This is a genomic window from Streptomyces sp. NPDC085900, from assembly GCF_044540925.1.
GTDB lineage: Bacteria > Actinomycetota > Actinomycetes > Streptomycetales > Streptomycetaceae > Streptomyces > Streptomyces gilvifuscus.
Window position 1 is genome coordinate 1 of sequence record NZ_JBITSP010000010.1, and the last position, 25,390, is coordinate 25,390.

Sequence of the window (25,390 nt, forward strand, 5' to 3'; positions counted from 1 at the left end):
CTGGCGTTGACTTTTGGCACGCTGTTGAGTTCTCAAGGAACGGTCGCTTCCTTTGTACTCACCCTCTCGGGCTTTCCTCCGGGCTTCCCTTCGGTCTTGCGTTTCCGACTCTATCAGATCTTTTTCCGATCCGATTTCCCCGGTGCTTTCCAGGTTCCCGCTTTTGTTTCGCGGTTTCCTTTCCGGCGGATCCGACTTTATCAGAAGTTCTGAGTCGGTTTTCCCGCCCCTCCGGGTCGGCTCCGGACACACGAAGCGTCCGGGTTCCCTTGCTGGCGGAGCCGTAAACGTACTGGAGCGAGGCGCCCGGATGCAAATCGAGGCGCCCCGCTCCCAGTTCACGCGGACGAGGTGTCAGACCTCCACCACGACCGGCAGGATCATCGGCCTGCGTCGATACGTGTCGGAGACCCACTTGCCGAGGGTCCGGCGGATGAGTTGCTGCAGCTGGTGCGGCTCCACGACGCCGTCCTGGGCCGAGCGTTCGAGGACTTCGGCGATCTTCGGGGTCACAGCGCCGAAGGCGGAGTCCTCGATGCCCGAGCCGCGGGCCTGGATGTGCGGACCGCCCGTGATCTTGCCGGTGGAGGAGTCCACGACGACGAAGACCGAGATGATGCCCTCGTCGCCCAGGATCTTCCGGTCCTTCAGGGCCGGCTCGCCCACGTCACCGACGGACAGCCCGTCGACGTAGACGTATCCCGCCTGGACCTTGCCCGAGATCTTGGCCTTGCCCTCGACGAGGTCGACGACGACGCCGTCCTCGGCGATGACGATCCGGTCGTGGGGGACGCCGGTCAGCGCGCCCAGCTCGGCGTTGGCCCGCAGGTGGCGCCATTCGCCGTGCACCGGCATCAGGTTCTTCGGGCGGCAGATGTTGTAGAAGTACAGGAGCTCGCCGGCGGACGCGTGGCCCGAGACGTGCACCTTGGCGTTGCCCTTGTGGATGACGTTGGCGCCCCAGCGGGTCAGGCCGTTGATCACGCGGTAGACCGCGTTCTCGTTGCCCGGGATCAGCGAGGAGGCGAGGATCACCGTGTCGCCGTCGACGATCCGGATCTGGTGGTCGCGGTTGGCCATCCTGGACAGCGCCGCCATCGGTTCGCCCTGCGAGCCCGTGCACACCAGGACCACCTGGCTGTCCGGCAGGTCGTCGAGCGTCTTGACGTCGACCACCAGGCCCGGCGGGACCTTCAGATAGCCGAGGTCCCGCGCGATGCCCATGTTGCGGACCATCGAGCGGCCGACGAAGGCGACCCTGCGGCCGTATTCGTGCGCCGCGTCCAGGATCTGCTGGATGCGGTGGACGTGGCTGGCGAAGCTCGCCACGATGATCCGCTTGCGGGCGCCGGCGAAGACCTGGCGCAGGACGTTGGAGATGTCCCGCTCGGGCGGGACGAAGCCCGGCACCTCGGCATTCGTCGAGTCGGCGAGCAGAAGGTCGATGCCCTCCTCGCTCAGCCGGGCGAACGCGTGCAGGTCCGTGAGGCGGTTGTCCAGCGGAAGCTGGTCCATCTTGAAGTCGCCGGTGTGGACGACCATGCCGGCCGGGGTGCGGATGGCGACCGCGAGGGCGTCCGGGATGGAGTGGTTGACCGCGACGAACTCGCAGTCGAAGGGGCCGACCCGTTCGCGGTTCCCCTCCGCCACCTCGAGGGTGTACGGGCGGATGCGGTGCTCCTGGAGCTTGGCCTCGATGAGCGCGAGGGTCAGCTTGGAGCCGATCAGCGGGATGTCCGGCTTCTCCCGGAGGAGGAAGGGGACGCCGCCGATGTGGTCCTCGTGGCCGTGGGTGAGGACGATGCCCTCGATGTCGTCGAGGCGGTCCCTGATGGACGAGAAGTCCGGCAGGATCAGGTCGATTCCGGGCTGCTCCTCCTCGGGGAAGAGCACGCCGCAGTCGACGATCAGCAGGCGGCCGCCGTACTCGAAGACCGTCATGTTGCGGCCGATCTCGCCGAGACCGCCGAGCGGGGTGACGCGCAGGCCGCCCTCGGGGAGCGGCGGGGGCGAGCCGAGTTCAGGATGCGGATGACTCAAAAGACTCTCCTCACCATGCGCGCCACGTACCGGTAGGCACGTGGCGCGCATGACGTTCGTGCGTGTAGCAGTTGTCGTTGTGGGGTGCAGGCGCGCGATGGCCCTGCCTATTCAGTTGTGAAGCCCGGTGGTGCCAAGTCTGGTGTTAGAGCTGTACCCCGCCCGCGGCAAGATCGATCTTGAGCTGCTCGATCTCTTCCGGCGTGCACTCGACCATCGGTGCGCGCAGGGGGCCGGCCGGGAGGCCCTGGAGGGCGAGCGCGGCCTTCGTCGTCATGACGCCCTGGGTGCGGAACATGCCCGTGTAGACGGGGAGCAGCTTCTGGTGGATCTCGGTGGCCTTCTGTACGTCGCCCGAGACGAAGGCGTCCACGAGGGCGCGCAGGTCGGGGGTGACGACGTGGCCGACGACCGAGACGAAGCCGACCGCGCCCACGGAGAGCAGCGGGAGGTTCAGCATGTCGTCGCCGGAGTACCAGGCGAGGCCGGAGCGCGCGATGGCCCAGCTCGCGCGGCCGAGGTCGCCCTTGGCGTCCTTGTTGGCGACGATACGCGGGTGCTCGGCGAGACGGACGAGCGTCTCGGTGTTGATCGGGACCCCGCTGCGGCCCGGGATGTCGTAGAGCATGACCGGCAGCTCGGCGGCGTCGGCGACGGCCGTGAAGTGCCGGTAGAGGCCCTCCTGCGGGGGCTTGTTGTAGTAGGGGGTGACGACCAGAAGGCCGTGGGCTCCGACGCGCTGGGCCTCGCGGGCCAGCTCGATGCTGTGGTGGGTGTCGTTCGTGCCGACGCCCGCGACCACGTGGGCCCGGTCGCCGACGGCCTCGAGGACCGCCCGTACGAGGTCCGATTTCTCCGCGTCACTGGTGGTGGGGGACTCGCCGGTGGTGCCGTTGATGATCAGGCCGTCGTTGCCTGCGTCCACCAGGTGAGCGGCGAGCCGCTGCGCGCCGTCGAGGTCGAGTGCGCCGTCCGCCGTGAAGGGCGTGACCATGGCGGTGAGGACCCGCCCGAAGGGGGTCTGCGGAGTCGAGGTCGGAGCCATGGGGAACACGCTACTCGGTGCTCAATGCGAGGTCTGCCCTTGGGGTGCGGGATAAGTCAGGACAAATGCGGAGCCCGGTACTGCCTGCTCGGGGGTTCAAGCAGTACCGGGTCCGTTTGATCAGGCTAGATGAACTTCTCCAAAAGCCGCAATACGGACACCTCTGAGCGCGATCCGTACAGGTGTCCCACTCCGAGGGGGCGGTCTGTCCATGTGCCTACGATGAGACCCCATCCCGAAGCGGCCCGACCGCTGCCCGGCCCGCCGCCAGAAGCGGGGGTGCCAGCGTGGGAGGATTACCCCCCTCTGCCCCGTTCTGAACTGGAGTGATCACATGCACGCGGTCGAACCACAGGTGCATCTCATTGGTCGCCCCGCCCTCGACTACGACGAGATCGCGGCGTACCTCAAGGATGTCGGTGGGGAGAAGTGGCTGGAGCGCATCGACCGCGGTGAGCTGGACGACGCACAGAACCTCGCTGAGTTCGCCGGCCGCATCTGCTACCGCTCCTGGGAGCCCGGGCTCAACCCCAACGTGACGCGCATCCGCGCGGACCAGGAGAAGTACCTGCAGAACATCCTGGCCAGCGCCCACGGGTCGGTTCTGGAGCACGTCACCTTCAACTTCATCCTGCACAACGTCAGCCGGGTGGCCACGCACGAACTGGTGCGTCACCGGGCGGGTGTGGCGGTGTCCCAGGAGTCGCTGCGCTTCGTGCGGCTGGACGACCTGCCGTTCTGGTTCCCCGAGTGGGCGCAGCAGGACGCGGAGCTGATGTCCCGCGCCAACGGGCTGTTGAAGGAGATGGAGGCCTTCCAGCGCTGGATGGCGGACCACTTCGGGCTGGACGAGGAGGGCGTGCCCTTCTCCGAGAAGAAGGCGAAGACCTCCTTCATGCGGCGCTTCGCGCCCGAGGGGCTGGGCACCGGACTGGTCTGGAGCGCGAACGTGCGCACCCTGCGCCATGTGATCGAGAACCGCACGGCGGCCGGGGCGGAGGAGGAGATCCGTCTCATCTTCGGCAAGGTGGGCGAGCTGATGATGAAGGAGGCTCCGGCGCTCTTCGGTGACTACACCGTCGAGGACGGAGCCTGGGTCCCGGGCTGGCGGAAGGTCTGACCCTTCCCGCCCTCCCTTTTGAGCGCGTCCGAGGTGTCCGGGGCGCTCCCTGCACGGCCGCGGGGAGCGCCCCGGACACCTTTTCACGACATACGTCGGCGAATTTCTGTGAATTCGGCGAAAGCGGGCACCTTTTGGGGCACCCGACCGTCTGTGTAGACGACAGTCACCCGTTCGACACCCGCAGCCGTGTCCAGAAGGAGGCGCTCCCTCATGTTCCGTCGGCGCGAACCCGTTCCGTTCGCCTTCGTCGCCGAAGCCGACAGGTTCCGCAGCAACGTCACGCCCCCGCCCCGCCAACGGGCGTCCGTCGGCCAGATGGCCGGACGCTGGCTGCTCGGGCTGACCATCGTCGCCGGGCTGGTGGGCTCGCTGGTCCTCGGGATGCCGGCCCTGTCCGTGAACAGCTCCACGCCGGCTCAGCAGTCACAGGCGTCCCAGGGGCGCTGACTCCATCCGGACCCCCGAAGGTGGTGAGCGGGGACACAGGCGGATAGCCTCACCGGGCACAGCCCACGCATGGAGCGAGTGAGGACCAGCCGTGCCCCTGCCCTTCCTGACGGCCGAGCGTGCTTTCGAGACCGCCGACGACGTCGCGCTTCCCTTCGACGACCGTGACCGCTGGCGGCGCCCGTACCGCCCCGGGCCGTGGCGCGTCGGCACGGCGGCGCTCTGTCTCCTCCTCGCCTCCTTCGTGCTGTTCGCGGCGGTCCTCATCGGCCTCACGGGCTCGGTGTCCGAGGCCGGCGTGATCCTCGGCGTCGCGCTCGTCGTCATCCTCGCCGCGCTGCGGCTGCTGCGCGTGGGCGTGTGGGTGAGCCCGCACGGCCTGCGCCACGTCCGCTACTTCGGCACGCGTACGACGCCCTGGGGGCAGGTCGCCGCCGTACGGACGGTGCAGCAGCCGGTGCGCTGGCTGGGGCTGCCGCGCACGGTGCAGGGACAGGCACTGATCCTCGTACGCGCGGACGCTCAGGACCTGCCGGTGCTGCTGACCACGCACAACGCGGACTTCCTGGCCCGGGCGGGTTCCTTCGACCGGGCCGCGGACACCATCGAGGCCTGGGCGGCGGAGAACCGGCGGGGCTGACACCGACCGACGTACGCCGAAGGGGCCGGTCCGCAGCGCGTGCGGACCGGCCCCTTCGGCATGATCTAGGCCTCGATCGTCCTGCCGTCGTGCAGGGCGATCGCCCGCTGCATCGCCTTGCGGGCCCGCGGGGTGTCGCGGGCGTCGTGGTAGGCGACGGCGAGGCGGAACCAGCTGCGCCAGTCGTCCGGGGCCGCCTCCGTCTCGGCCTTGCGCTTGGCGAAGACCTCGTCGGCCGAGTCACGGTCGATCCGGCCGCCGGGCGTGCGCCTCAACTCGTCGACGGGCAGGCCGCCTTCGGCGTCGAGTTCGGCGGCGAGGGCGTTGGCCCTGCGGACGAAGCGGGTGTTCTTCCACAGGAACCACAGGCCGATCACCGGCAGGATCAGCACCGCGACGCCGAAGGTGACGGTCACGGCCGTGCCGGCCTGGATGAGCATGACGCCGCGGCTGCCGACCAGGACGAAGTAGAAGACCAGGACGGCGGCCGTTATGAGGTAGGAGATCTTCGCGCGCATGACGTCAGGAGCTCAGTTCAGATCGAGGAAGTGTTCCAGGCCGAAGGTCAGGCCGGGAGTGGTCACCACGCGGCGGACGCCGAGCAGGATGCCGGGCATGAAGCTGCTGTGGTGCAGGGAGTCGTGACGGATCGTCAGGGTCTCGCCCTCGCCGCCCAGCAGGACCTCCTGGTGGGCGAGCAGTCCGCGCAGGCGCACGGAGTGGACCGGGATCCCGTCGACGTCGGCGCCGCGCGCGCCCTCCAGGCCGGTCTGGGTGGCGTCCGGCGCGGGAGCCGTGCCGGCCTGCGCGCGGGCCTCGGCGATGAGCTGGGCGGTGCGGGTGGCGGTGCCCGAGGGGGCGTCGACCTTCTTGGGGTGGTGCAGCTCGACCACCTCGACGGACTCGAAGTACGGCGCCGCGATCTGCGCGAACTTCATGTTCAGCACGGCCCCGATGGAGAAGTTGGGCGCGATGAGGACGCCCGTCTCCGGGGAGGCGGCCAGCAGGCTCTTGAGCTGCGCGAGGCGCTCGTCGGTCCAGCCCGTCGTACCGACCACCGCGTGGATGCCGTGGCCCACGCAGTACTCCAGGTTGGCCATGACCGAGTCTGGGGTGGTCAGTTCGACGGCGACCTGGGCGCCGCTCTCGGCGAGGGTCTCCAGCTTGTCGCCCCGGCCGAGGGCGGCGACCAGCTCCAGGTCCTCGGCCGCCTCGACGGCCCGTACCGCCTCCGAACCGATCCGGCCCTTGGCACCGAGGACCGCCACGCGCAGCTTGCTCATCTCTTTCGCTTCCTCACGCAGTTACCGAAGACGGATGTCAGGCCACGGCCTCTTGCAGCCGGGACGCCTGCTTGTCCTTGAGCGGGCCGATGACGGACAGCGACGGCCGCTGTCCTAGGATGTCGCGCGCGACCGAGCGGACGTCGTCCGGGGTCACCGACGCTATCCGGGCCAGCATGTCGTCGACCGACATCTGCTCCCCCCAGCACAGCTCGCTCTTGCCGATGCGGTTCATCAGCGCGCCCGTGTCCTCCAAGCCGAGGACGGTCGAACCGCGCAGCTGGCCGATGGCCCGGCCGATCTCTTCGTCGGACAGACCGTGCTCGGCGACCTGGTCGAGCTCGTCGCGGCAGATCTTCAGCACGTCGTGGACCTGCGAGGGCCGGCAGCCGGCGTAGACGCCGAACAGACCGCAGTCGGCGAAGCCCGAGGTGTACGAGTACACGCTGTAGGCCAGGCCGCGCTTCTCTCGGACCTCCTGGAACAGCCGGGAGGACATGCCGCCGCCCAGCGCCGTGTTCAGCACGCCCAGCGCCCAGCGGCGGTCGTCGGTGCGGGCCAGACCCGGCATGCCCAGGACCACGTGGGCCTGCTCGGTCTTGCGGCCGAGCAGTTCGACGCGGCCCGCGGTGCGCAGGGCACGCCGTCCGTCGCGCGGGGCGATGGGGGCGGCCTCCGGATTCCTGAAGGCGCCGGCCTTCTCGAAGGCGGCCCGGACCTGTCGTACGACCCTGTTGTGGTCGATGTTGCCGGCGGCCGCGACCACGAGGTGGGTCGGGTCGTAGTGCTTCTTGTAGAAGCGGCGGATGCGGTCGGCGGTGAGGGCGTTGACCGTGTCCACGGTGCCGAGGACCGGGCGGCCGAGGGGGTTGTCGCCGAACATCGTGTGCGCGAACAGGTCGTGCACGCAGTCGCCCGGGTCGTCCTCGGTCATGGCGATCTCTTCGAGGATCGCGCCGCGCTCGACGTTGACGTCCTCCTCGCGGATCAGGGAGCCGGTCAGCATGTCGCAGACGACGTCTATGGCCAGCGGCAGGTCGGCGTCGAGCACGCGCGCGTAGTAGCACGTGTACTCCTTCGCCGTGAAGGCGTTCATCTCGCCGCCGACCGCGTCGAGGGCGGCGGAGATGTCCAGGGCCGACCGGCGCTGCGTCCCCTTGAAGAGGAGGTGCTCCAGGTAGTGCGTGGCGCCGTTCAGGGACGGCGTCTCGTCGCGGGAGCCCACGTGCGCCCAGATGCCGAAGGTCGCGGAACGGACCGAGGGCAGGGTCTCGGTGACGATGCGCAGGCCGCCCGGGAGGGTGGTCTTGCGGACCGTGCCGATGCCGTTCTCGCCCTTGATCAGGGTTTGGGTACGGGCGACGGCCCGCGCCTCCGAAGAGGTGCGGGCCGTCGCCGTGGCGCTGCTCGACGTCACTTGTCGGTGTCGTCCTTCGTCTCTGCGTCGTCTTCGCCCTCGATCACGGGGACGAGCGAGAGCTTGCCGCGGGAGTCGATCTCGGCGATCTCGACCTGGACCTTCTGGCCCACTCCGAGGACGTCCTCGACGTTCTCCACGCGCTTGCCGCCGGCCAGCTTGCGGATCTGCGAGATGTGCAGCAGACCGTCCTTGCCGGGCAGGAGGGAGACGAAGGCGCCGAACGTCGTCGTCTTCACGACCGTACCCAGGTAGCGCTCGCCGACCTCGGGCATCGTCGGGTTGGCGATGCCGTTGATGGTCGTACGGGCGGCCTCGGCGGCCGGGCCGTCGGCGGCACCGATGTAGATGGTGCCGTCGTCCTCGATGGTGATCTCGGCGCCGGTGTCCTCCTGGATCTGGTTGATCATCTTGCCCTTGGGGCCGATGACCTCGCCGATCTTGTCCACGGGGATCTTCACGGTGATGATCCGCGGGGCGTTGGGGGACATCTCGTCCGGCGTGTCGATCGCTTCCATCATCACGTCGAGGATGTGGAGGCGGGCGTCACGGGCCTGCTTCAGGGCGGCGGCCAGGACCGAGGCCGGGATGCCGTCCAGCTTGGTGTCCAGCTGGAGCGCGGTCACGAACTCCTTCGTACCGGCGACCTTGAAGTCCATGTCGCCGAAGGCGTCCTCCGCACCGAGGATGTCGGTGAGGGTGACGTAGTGCGTCTCGCCCTCGATCTCCTGGGAGATCAGGCCCATGGCGATACCGGCGACGGGGGCCTTCAGCGGCACACCGGCGTTCAGCAGCGACATGGTGGAGGCGCAGACCGAGCCCATGGACGTCGAGCCGTTGGAGCTCAGCGCCTCGGAGACCTGGCGGATCGCGTAGGGGAACTCCTCGCGGGTCGGCAGGACCGGGACGAGGGCGCGCTCGGCGAGGGCGCCGTGGCCGATCTCGCGGCGCTTCGGGGAGCCGACGCGGCCGGTCTCGCCGGTGGAGTACGGCGGGAAGTTGTAGTTGTGCATGTAGCGCTTGCGGGTCACCGGGGAGAGGGTGTCCAGCTGCTGCTCCATACGGAGCATGTTCAGGGTGGTGACGCCCAGGATCTGGGTCTCGCCACGCTCGAACACCGCGGAGCCGTGCACGCGCGGGATGGCCTCGACCTCGGCGGCCAGGGTGCGGATGTCGGTGACACCGCGGCCGTCGATGCGCTTCTTCTCCTTGATGACACGCTCACGGACCAGGGTCTTGGTCAGCGAGCGGTACGCGGCGGAGATCTCCTTCTCGCGGCCCTCGAACTCCGGCAGGAGCTTCTCGGCGGCGAGCGCCTTGACGCGGTCCAGCTCGGCCTCGCGCTCCTGCTTGCCGGCGATGGTCAGCGCGGAGGCGAGCTCCGGCTTGACGGCGGCGGTGAGGGCCTCGAGGACGTCGTCCTGGTAGTCCAGGAAGATCGGGAACTCGCCGACCGGCTTGGCGGCCTTGGCGGCGAGGTCGGACTGCGCCTTGCAGAGCACCTTGATGAAGGGCTTCGCGGCCTCGAGACCGGCGGCGACGACCTCCTCGGTGGGGGCCTCGGCACCGCCCTTGACCAGCTGGATGGTCTTCTCGGTGGCCTCGGCCTCGACCATCATGATCGCGACGTCGCCGTCCTCCAGGGTGCGGCCCGCGACGACCATGTCGAAGACGGCGTCCTCGAGCTCGGTGTGCGTCGGGAAGGCCACCCACTGGCCGTTGATCAGCGCGACGCGGACGCCGCCGATCGGGCCGGAGAAGGGCAGACCGGCCAGCTGCGTGGACGCGGAGGCGGCGTTGATCGCCACGACGTCGTACAGGTGGTCGGGGTTGAGGGCCATGATCGTGCAGACGACCTGGATCTCGTTGCGCAGGCCCTTCCTGAAGGACGGGCGCAGCGGGCGGTCGATCAGACGGCAGGTGAGGATGGCGTCCTCGGAGGGACGGCCCTCACGGCGGAAGAAGCTGCCGGGGATCTTGCCGGCGGCGTACATCCGCTCCTCGACGTCCACCGTGAGGGGGAAGAAGTCGAGCTGGTCCTTGGGGTTCTTGGAGGCGGTGGTGGCCGACAGCACCATGGTGTCGTCGTCCAGGTACGCCACGGCGGAGCCGGCGGCCTGCTTGGCCAGGCGGCCCGTCTCGAAGCGGATGGTGCGGGTGCCGAAGGAGCCGTTGTCGATGACGGCTTCGGCGTAGTGGGTCTCGTTCTCCACTAGCGTTTTCTCCGTTACTTTTCGTCTTTTGTCCCGTCCGCCCGTGTGGCGGTGGGACGTGAGCGGAGAAGCGCTCCTTCTGGTGCGGGCCGGTCTTCGATCGAAGCACCCGGGGTTCGCATCGCCCGGGGGCCACTACCGAGGACCGGCGGCGGCGAGGTGCACTTCTCCTCGTGAGTACCGCGTATGCGGCACTGTGCTGTGCTACCACACTACAAAGTGGGTGTGACACTGCGCACGTTTCCGCATGTACGGCAAAGGGAGCGATCCCCGACTCGTTTCGGGAACCGCTCCCTTCATGGCGTGTTACTTGGCGCCCGCCGCACCGCGGCGGATGCCGAGGCGGTCGACCAGCGTACGGAAGCGCTGGATGTCCTTCTTCGCCAGGTACTGCAGCAGGCGACGGCGCTGACCGACCAGGATCAGCAGACCACGACGGGAGTGGTGGTCGTGCTTGTGGGTCTTGAGGTGCTCGGTCAGGTCGGAGATCCGACGGGACAGCAGAGCGACCTGGACCTCGGGGGAGCCGGTGTCACCGTCCTTGGTACCGAACTCGGAGATGATGGACTTCTTCGTAGCGGCGTCGAGCGACACGCGTACTCCTCATGATCTGTGGTTGCCGCCGAGTGCCCCTGGTCTGCTTCTCAGGGGAGCTTCCGTGACTCGGGAGGCGGGGATCCGCTGGGCGCAGTCTCCGGACGAACCGGGGACGCGTACACACACGGCCGTCACACAGCGTACCAGGCGGCCGGGGCGCCTCTCACCGGGGTTCCTGTCGCACCGCCATGCTCTCCACGCCGAGGACGAGGTAGACCCATCGTGGCTGCCCCTTGGCCGGTCCGTCGACCTTCTTGACGCCGAAGAAGATGCGGCCGTCCTCGACGACGATGTCGTTGTACTCGGTCGTCGTCATGAAGTCGGCCTCCTGGGGGAGGTCGAAGTAGAGGTAGGGGGTCTCCGTACCGGTCCTCGGGTCGAGGGCGACCAGTCCCGTGGGCATGACGTGCTGGTCGGTGACACGGACGGCGAGGAGTCGGTCGCCGCTCATCCGTACGGGGTACAGCAGCGAGCCGGGGCCGGACTCGAACTTTCTGGTGGTCTTCCCGGTCGCCAGGTCGAAGCCGATGATCCAGTTGGAGTTGATCAGCTCGCCCGAGTCCTTGCTGCGCAGGAAGACCTGGCCGGCGCCGACGGCGATGGTCGGGCAGTCCTCCGTGGACAGGTAGTCGTCGTACGAGCACTCGCCCACGTAGGTGCCGTTCTGGAGGCGGATCACGGCCCGGGTCTTGCCGTGGCCGTCGAGGGAGAGCATCTCGGAGATGCCGATCTCGCCGGCCTGGACGGCGAGGACGGGCGGTTCGGCGGAGGGGATGTTCAGGTCGCGGACGCCCTTGGCCGCGGAGTACGTCCACAGCGTCGTGCCGGTCTTGGGGTCCACCTTGCGCGCCTTGTAGGTGGTGGCATCCGTGGAGTCGGCGGGCGCCTTGTCGTTCCAGCACTGCTCGCGCACGAGCAGCGCGCCTCCGCCGGCGGCGCCCATGTCCTGGCAGGGGCCGGTCGCCGTCGTCTCCCACGCGCGCGTGCCGTCCTTCATGCGGTACGCGTCCGTGCCGCCGCCCCAGGTCACGACGACCGTGCCGTGCACCAGGGTCACGCTCGGGGTGTCCTGCTCGTCGCCGCCGGTCGCCATGCCGTGGCCGTCGCCGAGCTGGGAGACGGGGAAGTCGGCGTCCCAGACCTCACGGCCGTCGTCGAGGTCGAAGAAGGCGACGTGGTTGCAGAAGGCGTTGCCGCGGTCGTTGGCCCGGAAGAGGACGGCCGTGCGGTTGTCGCCGGTGACGTGGCGGGTGTAGCCGCAGATCGGGCCGTCGAGGGGGAGCTTCCACTTCTCGTCGCCGGGAGAGGCGTCGTCGCCGATGCGCAGGCCGACGACCGTCTTGTTGATGCCCTTGGCGAGGATTCGGTCCGTGGCCCACATGCCGGGCAGCTCGTAGTGCTCACCGGGGCTCATGTCGTCAACGGAGAAGCGGAAGGCCATCTTTCCGGTGGGGTTCGCGGGCTTCTTCTCGACGGTCTCCCGGACGTCGAGGGGGCCCTGGGCGGCGGTCGGGGCGCCCGAGGTCTTCGTACCGCCCGTGCCGGAGCCCCACAGGAGCCGGCCGCCCGTGCCGAGGGCCGCGACCAGGACGAGCGCGAGCAGGGCAAGGGGCCACTTGGGGCGGCGCTTCGGAGCGGGAGGCTGTGCGTGCGGGGCGGGGGGCGTGTACATCGAGGGCGGCGGGCCGAAGCTCACGCGAGGGTCCCTTTCGTATGACGGCCGTGTGGTGACGGAGCGTTTCTGCGGCGGAGCATTTCTGCGGCGGAGCGTCTTTGCGACGGAGGCGCGGATTCCGGAGGTGCGGATTCCGGTCGGGCGGGCATGGAAACGCCCCACGCTCCGGGAGCGGAGCGTGGGGCGGTACGGCTGCCGGCTAGACGCCGCCGCGGACCTTGCCGTAGACGTCGAGGACGGCCAGGCAGACCGGTACCAGCGACAGCAGCACCAGCGAGTCCGCGAGGTCGAGCATGCGGCCCCAGAAGGGGGACAGGCCCTTCTGCGGGACGATCAGGGCGATCGCGATCAGCAGCAGCACACCGACCGCGACCGAGGCGCCGAGCCACAGCGTCCGTACGTTGACCGGGCCGGAGTTGCCCTGGAGCAGATCCATGATGACGCCGGCCGGCGGCGAGATCGCGAGGCCGAGGACCAGCAGGGCGAGCGTGACGACACCGGCCACGAACAGGCAGGTGACCTGGGCGGTGTAGCGGAACAGACGGGCCCGCAGCATCGCGGCGAGGCCGGTGCACAGGGCGAGCAGCTGGGCCCAGCCGCTGTCGCTGAAGCCGAGCACCGCGCCGCCCGCGCCGACGACGACCGCGGCGCAGCCGCCCACCAGGCCGAGCAGCAACTCGTGGCCGCGACTGGTCTGCGCGACGATGCGCTGGACGTCGACGGCCTCGAGGTCGCCCTCGCGGCCCTCGCGCCGGGCGCGGGCCAGGTCCTCGGGGTTGCGGAAGCCGATGGGCAGCTTGGCGAACCGGGCCGACCAGCCGGGCAGGAAGCCGACGACGGCAAGGGCGACCACTGCGGTGCCGGCGGCGATCTCGCGCGGCGCGGCGTCGGTGAGCACGCCGGCGAACACGGCGAGCGTGCCGATGGCGGAGGCCAGCGCGGCGGCCACGAACGGGGCGTCGCCCTGCGGCAGCAGCATGATCAGCACGACGGAGAAGAGCAGTACGGCGACGCAGCCGACGAGGAACTGGATGCGGCCGGGTCCCTCGTGCGCGTCCTGCGCGATGACGCCGGAGCCCGCGATGAGCGCGTGCGGCAGCGCCGAGATGCCGAGCGCGACGGCGGAACCCCGGTCGTCGTACACCCGCGCACGGACGCCGGCCATGGCCGTCAGGGCGAGCGCGGTGACGCCGGCGAGGATGCCCTGCAGGCCGTTCATGTCGTGCCGGACCGGGTCGGCGAACCAGAAGACGAAGCCGAGCATGACCAGCAGCAGCGACCCGGCGACCAGGCCGGCGACCCGCATCAGGTTGTCGTTCCAGCTGCGGGTGTCCTGCTTGACCGCGGCGGCGATCGCGTCGACCACGTCGTCGTGCACGGCCGGCGGCAGCGAGTCGGCGAACGTGCGCAGCAGCAGCACCTCGCCGTCGCGGACGCGGTGCTCCAGCAACGACCGGCTCGCGTCGAGCACCTGGCCCTCGCGCGTCACAAGGTGGTAGCCGGCGAGACTCGTGTCCGACTGGACCAGACCGGAGAGCCTGATGATCTCAGGGAAGAGGTCCTGGATCGGAAGGTCCTCGGGCAGCGCCACATCCACCCGACTGTCCGGCGCTGCGATGGTGATTCGGCAGAAACCTGTCGAAGTCCCCGTGCTCACCTGGTGATCCCCCTGCTAGACAACTGCTAGACGACTGCGCGACGCGTGTCGAAAACGCATCCTCGCGTCGCTCGTACGACGCGGAGCGCCACCATATCCGTTGTCGCACCCACGACAGGCCCTGCCTCCCCCATTCCTCCCAGGACCTGCGCCGCATCTCCATGCGCCTGGCTCCCTCGGCCCTCTCCGCCATCAGTAGGATCGTCGCCTACGCGAACGACGCCTGCGCGAAAAAGAACGTCGCGGTACACGGGGGCGTCGGTGCCAGGACGTATCAATCGCGAAGGATGAGTGCATCGGTGAGCGTCGTCATCATCAAACGACCACCGCGGACAGTGCCCCCGGCCGTGCCCGAGGGCGAGGTGAGGCTCGAGACGCCACCCGAGCTGCCCCGCGAGGGCGACGAGAGCATGCTGATGAACCTGCTGCCCATGATGGGCATGCTGGGTTCCGTCGGCTTCTTCTTCATGCCCAACCTGCCCTCGTACATGAGGGTGGTCGGCGGCCTGATGCTGGCCTCCACGCTGGCCATGGCCATCGCCCAGTTCGCCAAGTCCCGTCAGGGCGGCGGCGCGGGGATGGCGCAGGACCGGCGTGACTACTTCCGCTATCTGGAGCAGGTCCGCAAGGACGTGCACAAGACCGCCGAACTCCAGCGGCGCAGCCAGTTGTTCCAGCACCCCGAGCCGGACCAGCTGTGGGCGGTCGCCGCCGACGGCAAGCGGCTGTGGGAACGGCGCCCGACCGACGCGGACTTCGCCTCCGTACGGATCGGCCGCGGTGTGCAGCAGCTCAACACCCCGCTCGTCGCGCCGGACACGGCGCCCAAGGAGGAGCTGGAGCCACTGACGGCGGCGGCCATGAAGGCGTTCCTCGACGCGCACGGCTCGCTCAACGACCTGCCCGTCTCGGTGTCGTTGCGCGCCTTCTACCACGTGACGGTCTGCGGCGAGACGGACACGGTGTACGCCAACGCCCGTGCCACGCTTGCCCAGTTGGCGAGTCTGCACTCGCCCGAGGATCTGATGGTCGCGGTGGTGGCGCATCCCTCCGCGGCGGCCGACTGGGACTGGATCAAGTGGCTGCCGCACAGCCAGCACCCGAAGGCCAAGGACGGCGCGGGCTCGGCCCGGCTGCTCTTCGACGACCTCGGTGAGCTGGAGGAGGCGCTGGCCGACCAGCTGGACGACCGGCCGCGCTGGAACCGGGACGCCAACCCGGTCTACGACCAGCCGCACCTGATCGTGATCCTCGACGGCGGCACCGTGCCCCCGGACTCCGAACTCGCCAGCGCCGAAGGGCTGCAGGGCGTCACCTTCCTGGAGATCGCCCCGGGCGAGCTGGAGGAGGAACTGCGGGCCGGCCTCACGATCTACGTGAAGCCGGAGCGGATGCGCCTGTTCGTCGGCCACGAGTCGGCGTACACCGGCAGACCGGACGTGCTCAGTCCCGAGCAGGCCGAGTCGCTCGCCCGGCAGCTGGCGCCCTTCCGGGTCGGTTCGGCCGAGGAGGGCGAACCCCTGCTGTCGAACCTGGACTTCACCGACCTGATGGGTATCGGCGACGCCGGTTCCGTCGACGTCTCGCGGACTTGGCGGCCGCGCACCCTGCACGAGCGGCTGCGTGTGCCGATCGGTGTCGGCGAGAACGGCGAGCCGGTCATGCTGGACCTCAAGGAGGCCTCCCAGGAGGGCATGGGCCCGCACGGCCTGTGCGTCGGCGCCACCGGTTCCGGCAAGTCGGAGCTGCTGCGCACGCTGGTGCTCGGCCTCGCGGTGACGCACTCCTCGGAGACGCTGAACTTCATCCTCGCGGACTTCAAGGGCGGTGCGACGTTCGCCGGTATGGCGGACATGCCGCACACCGCGGCCGTCATCACCAACCTCGCCGACGACCTGACCCTCGTCGACCGCATGCGGGACGCGATCACCGGTGAGATGCAGCGCCGCCAGGAACTGCTGCGCACCGCGGGCAACTACGCCAACCTGCACGACTACGAGAAGGCCCGGGCCGCCGGCGCCGCCCTCGAACCGATGGCGTCGCTGGTGATCGTCCTCGACGAGTTCTCCGAACTCCTCACCGCCAAGCCGGACTTCATCGACATGTTCATCCAGATCGGCCGTATCGGCCGTTCGCTGGGTGTGCACCTGCTGCTGGCCTCGCAGCGCCTGGAGGAGGGCAAGCTGCGCGGCCTGGACACCTATCTGTCGTACCGGATCGGTCTGCGCACCTTCTCCGCCGCCGAGTCCCGCACGGCGATCGGCGTCCCGGACGCCTACCACCTGCCGTCGATCCCCGGTTCGGGATACCTGCGCTACGACACCGACACCATGGTCCGCTTCAAGGCGGCGTACGTGTCGGGCGCGTACCACGGCGAGGGTCCCTCCCGGGTGCACCGCTCGACGCAGTTGCGGCCCGCGCTGTTCACGGCCGAGCACGTGGCGCTGCCGCCGCAGCCGGTGGTCGAGGAGCCGGAGGCCGACAACCGCGTCGACGACGCGCTCGCCGACACCGTCCTGGACGTCATCGTCGGCAAGATGGTCAACCAGGGTCCGCCCGCCCACCAGGTGTGGCTGCCCCCGCTGGACGAGGCGCCCTCGCTGGAGCAGTTGCTGCCGCAGCTCGCCGTCACCCAGGAACGCGGCCTGACCGCGCCCGACTACACGGCGCTCGGCCGGCTCAACGTGCCGGTCGGCCTGGTGGACAAGCCGTTCGAGCAGCGCCGCGACGTGCTGTACCGGGACTTCTCCGGCGGCGCCGGCCACGGTCTGTTCGTCGGTGGCCCGCAGTCCGGCAAGTCGACGCTGCTGCGCTCGCTCATCGCGTCGTTCTCCCTCACCCACACCCCGGCCGAAGTGCAGTTCTACTGCCTGGACTTCGGCGGCGGCGGTCTGATCGCGATGGAGGAGCTGGCGCACGTCGGCGGCGTCGCGAACCGGCTGGACGCCGAGAAGGTGCGCCGTACCGTCAGCGAGGTCGAGGGGATCCTCAACGCGCGCGAGGAGTACTTCCGCACCAACAACATCGACTCCGTCCAGACCTACCGTCAGCGGCGGGCCGCCGGTCATCTGCCGGACCAGCCCTGGGGTGACGTCTTCCTCGTCATCGACGGCTGGGCGACCTTCAAGACGGACTACGAGCTGCTGGAGTCCACGGTCACCGAGATCGCCACGCGCGGCCTCGGCTTCGGTGTGCACGTCGTCCTGACCGCCTCCCGCTACACCGAGGTGCGGCCCGCCCTCAAGGACATGCTGCAGAACCGCATCGAGCTGCGGCTCGGCGACCCGACCGAGTCGGAGATCGACCGCAAGGTCGCGCAGAACGTGCCCGCCGGCATCCCGGGCCGCGGTCTGACCCAGGACAAGCTGCACTTCATGACGGCGCTCCCCCGCGTCGACGGCTCCTCCTCGACCGAGGACCTGTCCGAGGCGACGCAGATCCTCATCCGCGGCGTCAACGACAACTGGCAGGGCAACCACGCCCCGGCCGTCCGGCTGCTGCCGACCATGCTGGCGGCGGACCGGCTGCCCAAGGGCTTCGAGCACCCGGACCGCGGTGTCGCCATCGGCATCGACGAGTCCTCGCTGTCGCCGGTGTTCGTCGACTTCGAGACCGACCCGCTGTTCATCGTGTTCGGTGAGAGCGAGTCCGGTAAGTCGGCGCTGCTGCGGATGCTCGTCAAGCAGATCACCGAGCGCTACACGCCGGACCGGGCGAAGATCGTCATGGGTGACTACCGGCGCGCCCACCTGGAGGGCGTGCCCGACTCCCACCTGTCGCGGTACTGCGCCTCGGCGCCCGCGCTGACGGAGACGCTGGAGGGCCTCGCCGGCTCGATGCACCGCCGTATGCCGGGCCCGGACGTCACGCCCGAGCAGCTGCGCAACCGCAGCTGGTACAGCAGCCCGGACGCGTTCGTCATCGTCGACGACTACGACCTCGTCGCCACGGGCGTGAACCCGCTGGCGCCGCTCCTGGAGTACCTGCCGTTCGCCCGTGACATCGGTCTGCGCGTCATCATCGCGCGGTCCTCGGGCGGTGCCAGCCGGTCGCTGTACGAGCCGGTGATGCAGCGGATGCGCGAGCTCGGCGCCCAGGGCGTCGTGCTCTCCGGCGACCGCTCGGAGGGCCAGCTGCTCGGCAGCATCACCGCCTCGCAACTGCCGCCCGGGCGCGGTTACTTCCACACCCGGCGGCGCGGTGGGCAGCTCATCCAGACGGGCTGGCTGCCGGCGCGATTCTGAGCCTCCGACCTGTCACAAGGGGGCGGTACCCGCACGGGTGCCGCCCCCTTGTGTCAGTGGGGGCCGCTATGGTGACGTTGCAAGAGAAAAGACGAGCCACGGGGGGCAGTTGTGTCGTCGGACTACATGGATTCCGATCCCCAGGTCCTCAAGACCGAGGGCTTCAACATGTTCACGGTCGGCCAGAACTTCTCGAAGGCCGTGACCGCCCTGCAGAACGGGCTGAGCGCGCAGGAACAGGGCCAGACCCCGCCGTGGGGCGACGACGACATCGGCGAGAAGTTCGGCGTGGTCTACGAGGGCCTGCGCGACGGCATGTACCAGTCGATGGGCAGCCTCGCGGAACGGCTCGCGGGCATGGGCCTGGCCTTCACCAAGATGGGCGTCGCCCACGAACAGAACGAGGCCGACCAGGTCGACATCTGGCAGAAGACGACATCCGAGTACGACGGACAGGTGAAGCTTCCGCCCGGTGCCGCGCAGGGCACCTTCACTAAGGTGGAAAACGCCTGATCCGCGGGCGGACGCGCGGCACCCGCCAGTAGGGTGAGCCGCGTACTTCGTTCGCGCGTGAGGAAGAGGGCCCCGCAGCATGGCCGAGACGGAAGAGCAGATCAAGGCGCGCAAGGAGCGGGAGCGGGACGAGCTGTACGCACTCGACATCTCGGACGCCGAGTGGCACAGCGCGCCCGGCACCGAGGAGCACGAGGAGCGGGTCGAGATCGCCTACCTCCCCGGGGGCGCGGTGGCGATGCGCTCGTCCCTCGACCACGACACGGTCCTGCGGTACACCGAGGCGGAGTGGCGGGCGTTCGTGCTGGGGGCACGGGACGGGGAGTTCGATCTGGAGTCGGCGCCGGGGAAGGGTGGTGTGGCGGCCGAGTAGGCCGCGACCGTCCCCGCGCCCGGTGCCTAAGATCGACGTCGCATGTCGTACGAACATGGCATGTCTGGTGAAGAGGCATCCGTGACGGCGGAGGACGGGGAAGCATGACCGGCGTGACCGAGGACTACGCACCGCACCCTCACATAGGCGGTCGGGTCGCCGCGCTGCGTGCGCTCGCCGCGTGGCGTGCGGCCGCGCCCGGCTCTCCCCGTGTGGTCGTGCTGACCGGTGACTCCGGCAGCGGGCGTTCCCGGCTGATCACCGGGTTCCTGATGCTGTGCGACCCGGACTACCGCAAGCGCCTCCCGCTGGAGGACATGGACCCGTCGACGGTGCCGCCGGAACTGCCGGCCCCCGCGGTACCGGCCCCCGACGGGCTCACTGCGGCCCAGGTCCTCTGGCTGCTCGCCGAGCACTACGAACTGACCGCCACCAGCACCGAGGGCGTCTACGCCGAGCTGGCCGCGCGCGCCGAACCGGTGACCGTCGTCGTACCGGACGTCGACCGGGCCGGCCCGGTGCGGGCCACGGCCGAACCCGCGCGACTCGTACGGGAGGTGCTCGCGCCGCTGGCCGCCACCGGGACGGTCCGACTGCTGACCGAGGTGCCCAGGCCGCTCGCCTCCGAGCTGGCCGGGAGCCTGCCTCCCGGCGCTGCGCAGGTCATCGATCTCGACGAACCGGAGTGGGCCGACCCCGAGGGCCTCGTGCTGCACGCCCAGGCCGCGGTCGACCCGGAGTTCGGGGCGCCCGAGCTGCCCTTCACCGTCGATCCCGCCGCCCGTCTCGCCCTGGGAGCGGCCATCGGACGGCGGGCCGGAACCAGCCCGCTGGTCGTCCAACTCGCCGTCAACTGCATCCTGATGGCCTCCGACGGCTTCGACCCGGCCGACGAGCGTCACCTGCCGACCTCCGTCGGCGAGGCCCTCGACCTGCACGCCCACCGGCTCGGCGCCGACCCGCAGACCCTGCGGATGCTGCTGGCTCCGCTCGCCCTGGCCGAGGCCGACGGCATCCCCATTCAGCTGTGGCCGCGACTGGCGAGCGCGATCGCCAGGCAGGACATGAGCCAGGCCTTCGCGGACGGGATGCTGCTCGTCGGACCGTTCGTGCAGCCGGAGGAAGCATCCGAGGACGGCGGGCGCACACTGCTGCGGCTGTTCCACCCCGCCGTCGGCGACGAGATCCGCGCCGGACTGCCCAACGTCCGAGCCGCCCAGACCCAGGTCGCCATGGCGCTGCTGGAGGCCGTGCCCGAGCAGGACTGGGGCAAGGCCGACCCGTACGTCCGCGACCACATCGCGGGGCACACCCTGGAGGCGGGCCTGCTGCCCCAACTCCTCACCGATCCCGGACTGTTCGTCCATGCCGACCCGGTGTCGCTGCGCGCCGCCGTCGAGGCGGTTCCGGTGGAGGAACTCGGCGCGCCGGCCCGTACGTACCTGCGGACGGCGCCCCTGCTCACCCGTACGCAGGCGGAGGTCGTGCTGCGTGCCGCCCTGCTGGAGACAGCGTTCGTGGAGGACGGCCTGCCCGAGTACGCCGACGCCGTCCACGGCCGGCTGGGCCTCGACCTGCCCTGGCGGACGCTGTGGAGCCTGCCGGTCGGCGGCGTCGACGCCGTCACGGTGGGCAGCGTGCCGCGGTCCGAGGGGCCGCCGGTACCGGTCGCCGTCCTCGTCGTGCCGGCGGGGACGCCGGGGGCGTGGCTGGTCGGCGAGGACGCGGGCGAGGCTGGTTCGGCGGTGTTGGTGCGGGGTCTCGTGGATGGCGAGGATCTCGGTGACGTCGATCCCGCGCACATCCTGCGCCCCTCCGAGGAAGAGCGGGCCGCCGCACCGCTGGGCCTGAGCCGCGGCGCCGACTACCTGCGTGTCTGGGACCGCGCGAGCCAGGAAGTGGTAGCCGCGCTCATCTCCGACACCCCCTTCACCGCCGCCGACCTCTCCCCCGACGGCATCCTCCTCGTCGCGACCGAGCGCGGGGCGAAGGCCCTGCGGATCCGCCCGGCCGACCCGGCGATAGCCTCGTAGCGCACAGCGCCCACCACCGACCTCTCACGTTCGACCAGTCATCCCGAAGGAGCCTCCCCTTGAACAGCCAGGAGCAGGCGACGGCACAGGGCACGGCCGCGGCCCAGGGAGCCCGTCCGGTCACCGGCCCCGGCAACACCGCCGTCTTCACCTACGTCGACCCGGCGAACGGCGAGGAGACCACCCTCTTCCGCAACTCCGGCCCCGGCCTGCCCCCGGCCGAGTACCAGGCGTACGCGGAGCTGCGCCGGATGAACGTGCCCGCCGACAGCGTCCTCGCCGTCCACACGGACCTGCGCCCCAGCCTGCTCCCCGGCGGTTACACGTCCGAGCTGCTGAACTCCTTCCCGAACGCCCAGCTCTCCTGCTCGCAGACCTACGGGTCCCGTCCCGAGGAACGCGCCGAGGGTGTCCAGGCGTTGATCCAGCAGGTCGAGATGCTGCACCAGGTGGCGGGCCAGGCGCCGCCGCCCCGCCCGCACCGACTCCCCGTCCCCGCCCAGGTGACGCCCGCGGAGCCGATGCGCGACGTGGCCCTCGGCCACCACCTCGTCGAGGTGTTCGGCGAGACCGGCGTACGCCGCTACGCCGCCGACGACATCGCCGACAGCCCGCTGCCGGAGACCACCAAGTCCACGCTCACCTGGGCAGGGCTCCCGGCCGACGTCCCGCTGTTCTTCACCGCGGACCGGGCCGACAACCCGCCGCTCGGCGGCCTGTTCACCGACGTCGCCACGAACCTGCGCGAGCGGCAGAGCCCGGCCGGCGAGGAGAAGATAGCTGCCCTGGCGCACCTGTCCCGGATCGGCTTCGACGGGCTCGCGGTCATCGCCGTGCAGTGCTTGCCCGGTACGACGGAGCCGGACGGCCTCGGCGCGCTGTGGGCCGTGGACCCGGTCACCGCCGAGTGCCGCTACGTCAATGTCTCGGCCGCCGCCTTCGCCCGCTCCCTCGCGCTGCTGGCGACGGTACGGCAGCGGATGCGGGGCCTGGATCCGGTCGCGGCGGGCGCGGAAGTGGCCGGACTGCAGGAGCAGTTGGTGGCCCTGGACGCCTCCGCGCTGGCGAACGCCGAGACCTGGTGGTCGCTGATCGTCGAGCAGATGTGGCACGGGCTGTTCTGACCGGCCTCGAAATCCGCACTCAGCGAGTCAGACTCAGGGAGATCTTCTGTGACTTCGGACCACCCGGCTCCGCCGACCACCCCCGAACAGGCCCTCGACATCGTCCGCAGCCGCTTCGCCGAGCCCAGGCTGCCCGACGGCTCGCGCGCCGAGCTCCGCGTCGAGGAGTTCGACATCGGCTACCTGGTGTACGCGGTGTTCCCGCCGGTCACCGACGACGCCGGGCGGCCGCAGCCGGCTCCGCCCGGCGGCAGCAAGATCGTGGTCTCCAAGGAGACCGGCGAGACCGTCACCGTGCCCAACTACCCGACGCAGACGGCCATCGACCTGTACCGCCGACAGCACGGCTGATCGGATCCCCGCGGCGGGTGCTCAGTACAGCGAGAATCCGCCGCTGTGCCGGCCCTGGTTCTTCTTCGCGAAGCGCGAGGGCCGCCCGTCCGCGTCCGGCTTGGCCGGGTCGGAGGACTCGCCGGACGGGTCCGCGCCGTCCAGCGGCTCCCCGTGCCTGACCTGGTCGCGCTCCTCCTCGGACAGCGACTCCCATTGACCGCGCAGGGACGCCATGCCGCTGCCCAGCGCGCGGGCGATGCCGGGGTCGTCCATGGCGTCGCGCAGCGCGAGCCGGCCGGAGAGCAGCTTCTTCGCCGCGTCCTGCAGATCCTTGTCGACGCCGTCGCTCCGGGAGAGCCGGCGCAGGGCGGAGTTCAGCGAACGGATCTGCTCCGGTTCGAGCGCCTCGTCCAGCACACCCCGCTCCGGCGAAGTGCCCTCCGGGGTGGGTGAGTTCTCGGGTCGCCTGGTCATGCCGCTTCTCCTCGCTGGCCCTCGTCTCTCGGACTCCAGCAGTATCTCCCGTCACGGCCGGGTGTCATGCTGGGCCCTTGCTCGCGAAGGGAAGGACCTCGTCGTCATGGCTCAGGCGCAGGGTATGGGGAAGGGTGAACCGGACGACCGTACCGCCACCGGCCTCCACGGTCTCGTGAGCGGGACGCTGGGCCGTCTCGGGCGCTGGGGCGGGCTGGTCTTCCTGCTCGCCGGGTTGGCGCTGAGCGGGTGGGGCGCGTACGAGGGGGCGTACCTGGCGGGCTGGGCGGGCACCCACGGCACCCTGACCGTGCAGCAGTGCGAGGTCAGCTACCCGAACAATGCGTCCCGCAGCAGCCGTAAGAACCGGCGGCCGGTGCGGTGCGAGGGCAGCTTCGTGTCCGATGGCGGAGACGGCCGGGACGCTGGTGCCGCGGTGCAGGTCAGGCGGCGGTACGCGGCGGGCACGGAGCTGTCGGTACAGCGGACGGACGGCGGGTACGTCCAGAGCGGCCTCGACCGGGCCTGGCGCTACTTCGCCGCGTTCTTCGGCGGTTGGGTGCTGACGGGGCTCGGGCTGTTCTGCCTCGCGACCGGGTACGCGCCGTTCGGGCAGAGCAGGGTGTCGTACGACGATGCCTGGGAGGCGGCGGGGCGGAGCCGGACGCGTGTGGTTGTTCTGGGGATGATCGGGGTGGGTTCGGTGGGCGGCATCCTGTCCTTCCTGATCAGTTACCTGGTGTGAGCGGGTTCGATTGGGACCGGCTGACCTGGGCGTATAGCCTGCGCAGGTCCACTTCCTTCTCCACCACTGATGTCAACCACGGGGTTTTTCAGGCATGTCGACGCCTCCGCCGCAGTACCAGAACCAACCGCCGTACGGGCAACCGCAGCAGTTCTATGGGCAGCCGCAACAGCCGTCCGGGTACCCGCAGCAACCGCAGGCGCCGTACGGGTACCCGCAGCAGCCGCAGATGCCGCAGGGTCCTCAGCGTCCGCGCCCGGGTGGGCCGTTGCGGGTCGTGAAGTCGGCGGCCGTCGTGATCGCGGTCTTCGGCGCACTGGCCTGGTACGTCTACGACTACAACACCGACCCCGACGGCGGAAAGGCGAAGGCCGAGGCCGCGGCGTCCGCGCAGGCCTCCGAGGACGCGACGCACGACCCGAACATCGGCGACTGCGTCAAGGTCAAGGACCCACAGGGCGAACCGCTGCCGACGATCGTCGACTGCGGCTCCCCCGAGGCCGAGTACAAGACGGCCGACAAGCTGCTCGGCCCCGACCAGAAGTGCGACTCGAAGTACGCCTACGGCATCCAGGTCCACCAGAGTCACCAGCTGGACTACACCCTGTGCTTCACGAAGGTCTGACCTGTCCACCGTCCGGGCACCGTGGGCGCTGTCTGCACCAGACCTGCACAGGACCTGCAACGGATTTGTGACGGCAACCCTCTGAAGTTGCTCGCGGGTGATTCCGTAAGCTTTGCGAACGGCTGTACTTCTGTGTGATTCCCCTTGACCGATGAGGGAGTTGTACGGCCGTATCGGCTGACGGGGGTGCTTTCTGCTGTGGCGATGATGCTGCCGAGCGAGCTCGAATGGGTTCTCGAGATGCTCGGCTACGACTGGCCGACGGCGAACGAGGACAAGCTCAAGGAGTGCGCCAACATCTGGCGGAAGTTCGGTGACGACGTCACCGAACTGCACACCGCGGCGAACACCAGTGCCCGCCAGGTCGTGGCGCACAACGCCGGTGAGTCGATCGACGCGTTCACCAAGACGTACGCGAAGTTCGACAGCGGCGGGGACGGTTACCTCGCGAACGCGGCGCAGGCCGCATACATCATCGCGACCGTGCTGGAGGCCTGCGCCTACATCGTCGAGTTCGCGAAGTGGGCGGTCATCGCCCAGCTCATCGCGCTCGCCATCGAGATCGCCGCCGCGCAGGCCGCCGCGCCGTTCACCTTCGGCCTGTCCGAGGTCGGCGCCCTGGGCGCGACCCAGGCCGCCCGGCTGATCGTGCGCCGGCTCCTCAAGGAGCTGAAGGAGGCGTTGATCGAGGCGATCGTCGAGGCGATGAAGGAGCCCGCGATCTCGGCGATCGAGGCGATCATCACCGACCTGATCCGTCAGACGGTGAACGTCGGTTTCGGCGCCCAG

General features: G+C 69.8%; 23 protein-coding genes. 12 read left to right on the forward strand and 11 right to left on the reverse strand.

Translation table 11 applies throughout. The features are described 5' to 3' along the window. Nucleotides 1–213 (forward strand): hypothetical protein (locus tag ACIGDI_RS30110; RefSeq protein WP_399903100.1); only part of this gene is annotated, 213 nt, incomplete at its 5' end. A 141-nt stretch (nt 214–354) separates the two neighbouring features. Here ACIGDI_RS30110 and ACIGDI_RS30115 read toward each other — a convergent pair. Both ACIGDI_RS30115 and dapA read right to left on the reverse strand, forming a co-directional pair. Beyond that, nucleotides 355–2,040 (reverse strand): ribonuclease J, encoded by a 1,686-nt coding sequence (locus ACIGDI_RS30115; protein WP_399903103.1) that lies wholly within the window; start codon nt 2,038–2,040, stop codon nt 355–357. A 145-nt stretch (nt 2,041–2,185) separates the two neighbouring features. Next, a complete protein-coding gene (gene dapA, locus ACIGDI_RS30120) occupies nt 2,186–3,085 on the reverse strand; it encodes a 4-hydroxy-tetrahydrodipicolinate synthase (protein ID WP_249839493.1) in 900 nt (299 codons plus the stop codon). Nucleotides 3,086–3,419: 334 nt separating this feature from the next. On the opposite strand from dapA, the gene thyX reads away from it, so the two are divergent. The 3 genes from thyX to ACIGDI_RS30135 all read left to right on the forward strand — a co-directional run bounded on the left by thyX (nt 3,420) and on the right by ACIGDI_RS30135 (nt 5,295). Beyond that, nucleotides 3,420–4,205 (forward strand): FAD-dependent thymidylate synthase, encoded by a 786-nt coding sequence (gene thyX / locus ACIGDI_RS30125; protein ID WP_200705311.1) that lies wholly within the window; start codon nt 3,420–3,422, stop codon nt 4,203–4,205. 213 nt (nt 4,206–4,418) lie between these two features. Then, nucleotides 4,419–4,655, forward strand: a complete 237-nt coding sequence (locus tag ACIGDI_RS30130) for a hypothetical protein (RefSeq protein ID WP_399903107.1) — start codon at nt 4,419–4,421, stop codon at nt 4,653–4,655. Nucleotides 4,656–4,746: 91 nt separating this feature from the next. Further along, entirely contained in the window at nt 4,747–5,295 is a 549-nt protein-coding gene (locus ACIGDI_RS30135; protein ID WP_399903110.1) for a PH domain-containing protein, read from the forward strand. Between the two features lie 65 nt (nt 5,296–5,360). Here ACIGDI_RS30135 and ACIGDI_RS30140 read toward each other — a convergent pair whose 3' ends face one another. From ACIGDI_RS30140 to eccD, 7 genes are all read right to left on the reverse strand, one after another. After that, entirely contained in the window at nt 5,361–5,813 is a 453-nt protein-coding gene (locus ACIGDI_RS30140) for a hypothetical protein (RefSeq protein WP_142142963.1), read from the reverse strand. A 12-nt stretch (nt 5,814–5,825) separates the two neighbouring features. Beyond that, entirely contained in the window at nt 5,826–6,578 is a 753-nt protein-coding gene (dapB, locus tag ACIGDI_RS30145) for a 4-hydroxy-tetrahydrodipicolinate reductase (RefSeq protein ID WP_399903113.1), read from the reverse strand. 37 nt (nt 6,579–6,615) lie between these two features. Then, the gene (locus ACIGDI_RS30150; RefSeq protein WP_399903116.1) at nt 6,616–7,995 is read right to left on the reverse strand and encodes a M16 family metallopeptidase; all 1,380 of its coding nucleotides are present in this window, start codon (nt 7,993–7,995) and stop codon (nt 6,616–6,618) included. After that, the gene (locus tag ACIGDI_RS30155; protein ID WP_200705306.1) at nt 7,992–10,208 is read right to left on the reverse strand and encodes a polyribonucleotide nucleotidyltransferase; all 2,217 of its coding nucleotides are present in this window, start codon (nt 10,206–10,208) and stop codon (nt 7,992–7,994) included. Before ACIGDI_RS30155 ends, ACIGDI_RS30150 begins: the two co-directional genes overlap by 4 nt. Before the next feature lie 306 nt (nt 10,209–10,514). Beyond that, nucleotides 10,515–10,802, reverse strand: a complete 288-nt coding sequence (rpsO, locus tag ACIGDI_RS30160; RefSeq protein WP_200705305.1) for a 30S ribosomal protein S15 — start codon at nt 10,800–10,802, stop codon at nt 10,515–10,517. A 166-nt stretch (nt 10,803–10,968) separates the two neighbouring features. Next, nucleotides 10,969–12,501 carry a PQQ-binding-like beta-propeller repeat protein gene (locus ACIGDI_RS30165; protein WP_399903120.1) on the reverse strand — a complete coding sequence of 511 codons (1,533 nt, stop codon included), beginning with the start codon at nt 12,499–12,501 and terminating at the stop codon, nt 10,969–10,971. A 178-nt stretch (nt 12,502–12,679) separates the two neighbouring features. Then, the gene (gene eccD, locus ACIGDI_RS30170) at nt 12,680–14,137 is read right to left on the reverse strand and encodes a type VII secretion integral membrane protein EccD (RefSeq protein WP_399903122.1); all 1,458 of its coding nucleotides are present in this window, start codon (nt 14,135–14,137) and stop codon (nt 12,680–12,682) included. Between the two features lie 299 nt (nt 14,138–14,436). Here eccD and eccCa point away from each other — a divergent pair, with 299 nt between their 5' ends. From eccCa to ACIGDI_RS30200, 6 genes are all read left to right on the forward strand, one after another. Next, entirely contained in the window at nt 14,437–18,381 is a 3,945-nt protein-coding gene (gene eccCa, locus ACIGDI_RS30175) for a type VII secretion protein EccCa (protein ID WP_399903125.1), read from the forward strand. 126 nt (nt 18,382–18,507) lie between these two features. After that, complete coding sequence (locus tag ACIGDI_RS30180) at nt 18,508–18,894, forward strand: hypothetical protein (RefSeq protein WP_159104135.1); 387 nt, start codon at nt 18,508–18,510, stop codon at nt 18,892–18,894. A 79-nt stretch (nt 18,895–18,973) separates the two neighbouring features. Continuing rightward, nucleotides 18,974–19,267, forward strand: coding sequence for a DUF397 domain-containing protein (locus ACIGDI_RS30185; protein ID WP_399903127.1), 294 nt, complete (start codon nt 18,974–18,976; stop codon nt 19,265–19,267). A gap of 104 nt (nt 19,268–19,371) precedes the next feature. Continuing rightward, the gene (locus tag ACIGDI_RS30190) at nt 19,372–21,300 is read left to right on the forward strand and encodes an ATP-binding protein (RefSeq protein ID WP_399903129.1); all 1,929 of its coding nucleotides are present in this window, start codon (nt 19,372–19,374) and stop codon (nt 21,298–21,300) included. A 59-nt stretch (nt 21,301–21,359) separates the two neighbouring features. Further along, nucleotides 21,360–22,424, forward strand: coding sequence for an SUKH-4 family immunity protein (locus ACIGDI_RS30195; RefSeq protein WP_399903132.1), 1,065 nt, complete (start codon nt 21,360–21,362; stop codon nt 22,422–22,424). A 48-nt stretch (nt 22,425–22,472) separates the two neighbouring features. After that, nucleotides 22,473–22,775, forward strand: coding sequence for a hypothetical protein (locus tag ACIGDI_RS30200; protein WP_399903134.1), 303 nt, complete (start codon nt 22,473–22,475; stop codon nt 22,773–22,775). Between the two features lie 21 nt (nt 22,776–22,796). Here the strand turns inward: ACIGDI_RS30200 and ACIGDI_RS30205 are convergent, their stop codons facing one another. Further along, nucleotides 22,797–23,231: a hypothetical protein gene (locus ACIGDI_RS30205; protein ID WP_200705015.1), complete on the reverse strand. Its 435-nt coding sequence runs from the start codon at nt 23,229–23,231 to the stop codon at nt 22,797–22,799. Between the two features lie 106 nt (nt 23,232–23,337). Here ACIGDI_RS30205 and ACIGDI_RS30210 point away from each other — a divergent pair, with 106 nt between their 5' ends. Further along, nucleotides 23,338–23,976, forward strand: coding sequence for a hypothetical protein (locus tag ACIGDI_RS30210; protein WP_399903136.1), 639 nt, complete (start codon nt 23,338–23,340; stop codon nt 23,974–23,976). A 94-nt stretch (nt 23,977–24,070) separates the two neighbouring features. Continuing rightward, nucleotides 24,071–24,601: a hypothetical protein gene (locus ACIGDI_RS30215; protein ID WP_399903139.1), complete on the forward strand. Its 531-nt coding sequence runs from the start codon at nt 24,071–24,073 to the stop codon at nt 24,599–24,601. 500 nt (nt 24,602–25,101) lie between these two features. Here the strand turns inward: ACIGDI_RS30215 and ACIGDI_RS30220 are convergent, their stop codons facing one another. Then, nucleotides 25,102–25,344, reverse strand: coding sequence for a hypothetical protein (locus ACIGDI_RS30220; RefSeq protein WP_399903142.1), 243 nt, complete (start codon nt 25,342–25,344; stop codon nt 25,102–25,104). Nucleotides 25,345–25,390: the final 46 nt, after the last annotated feature.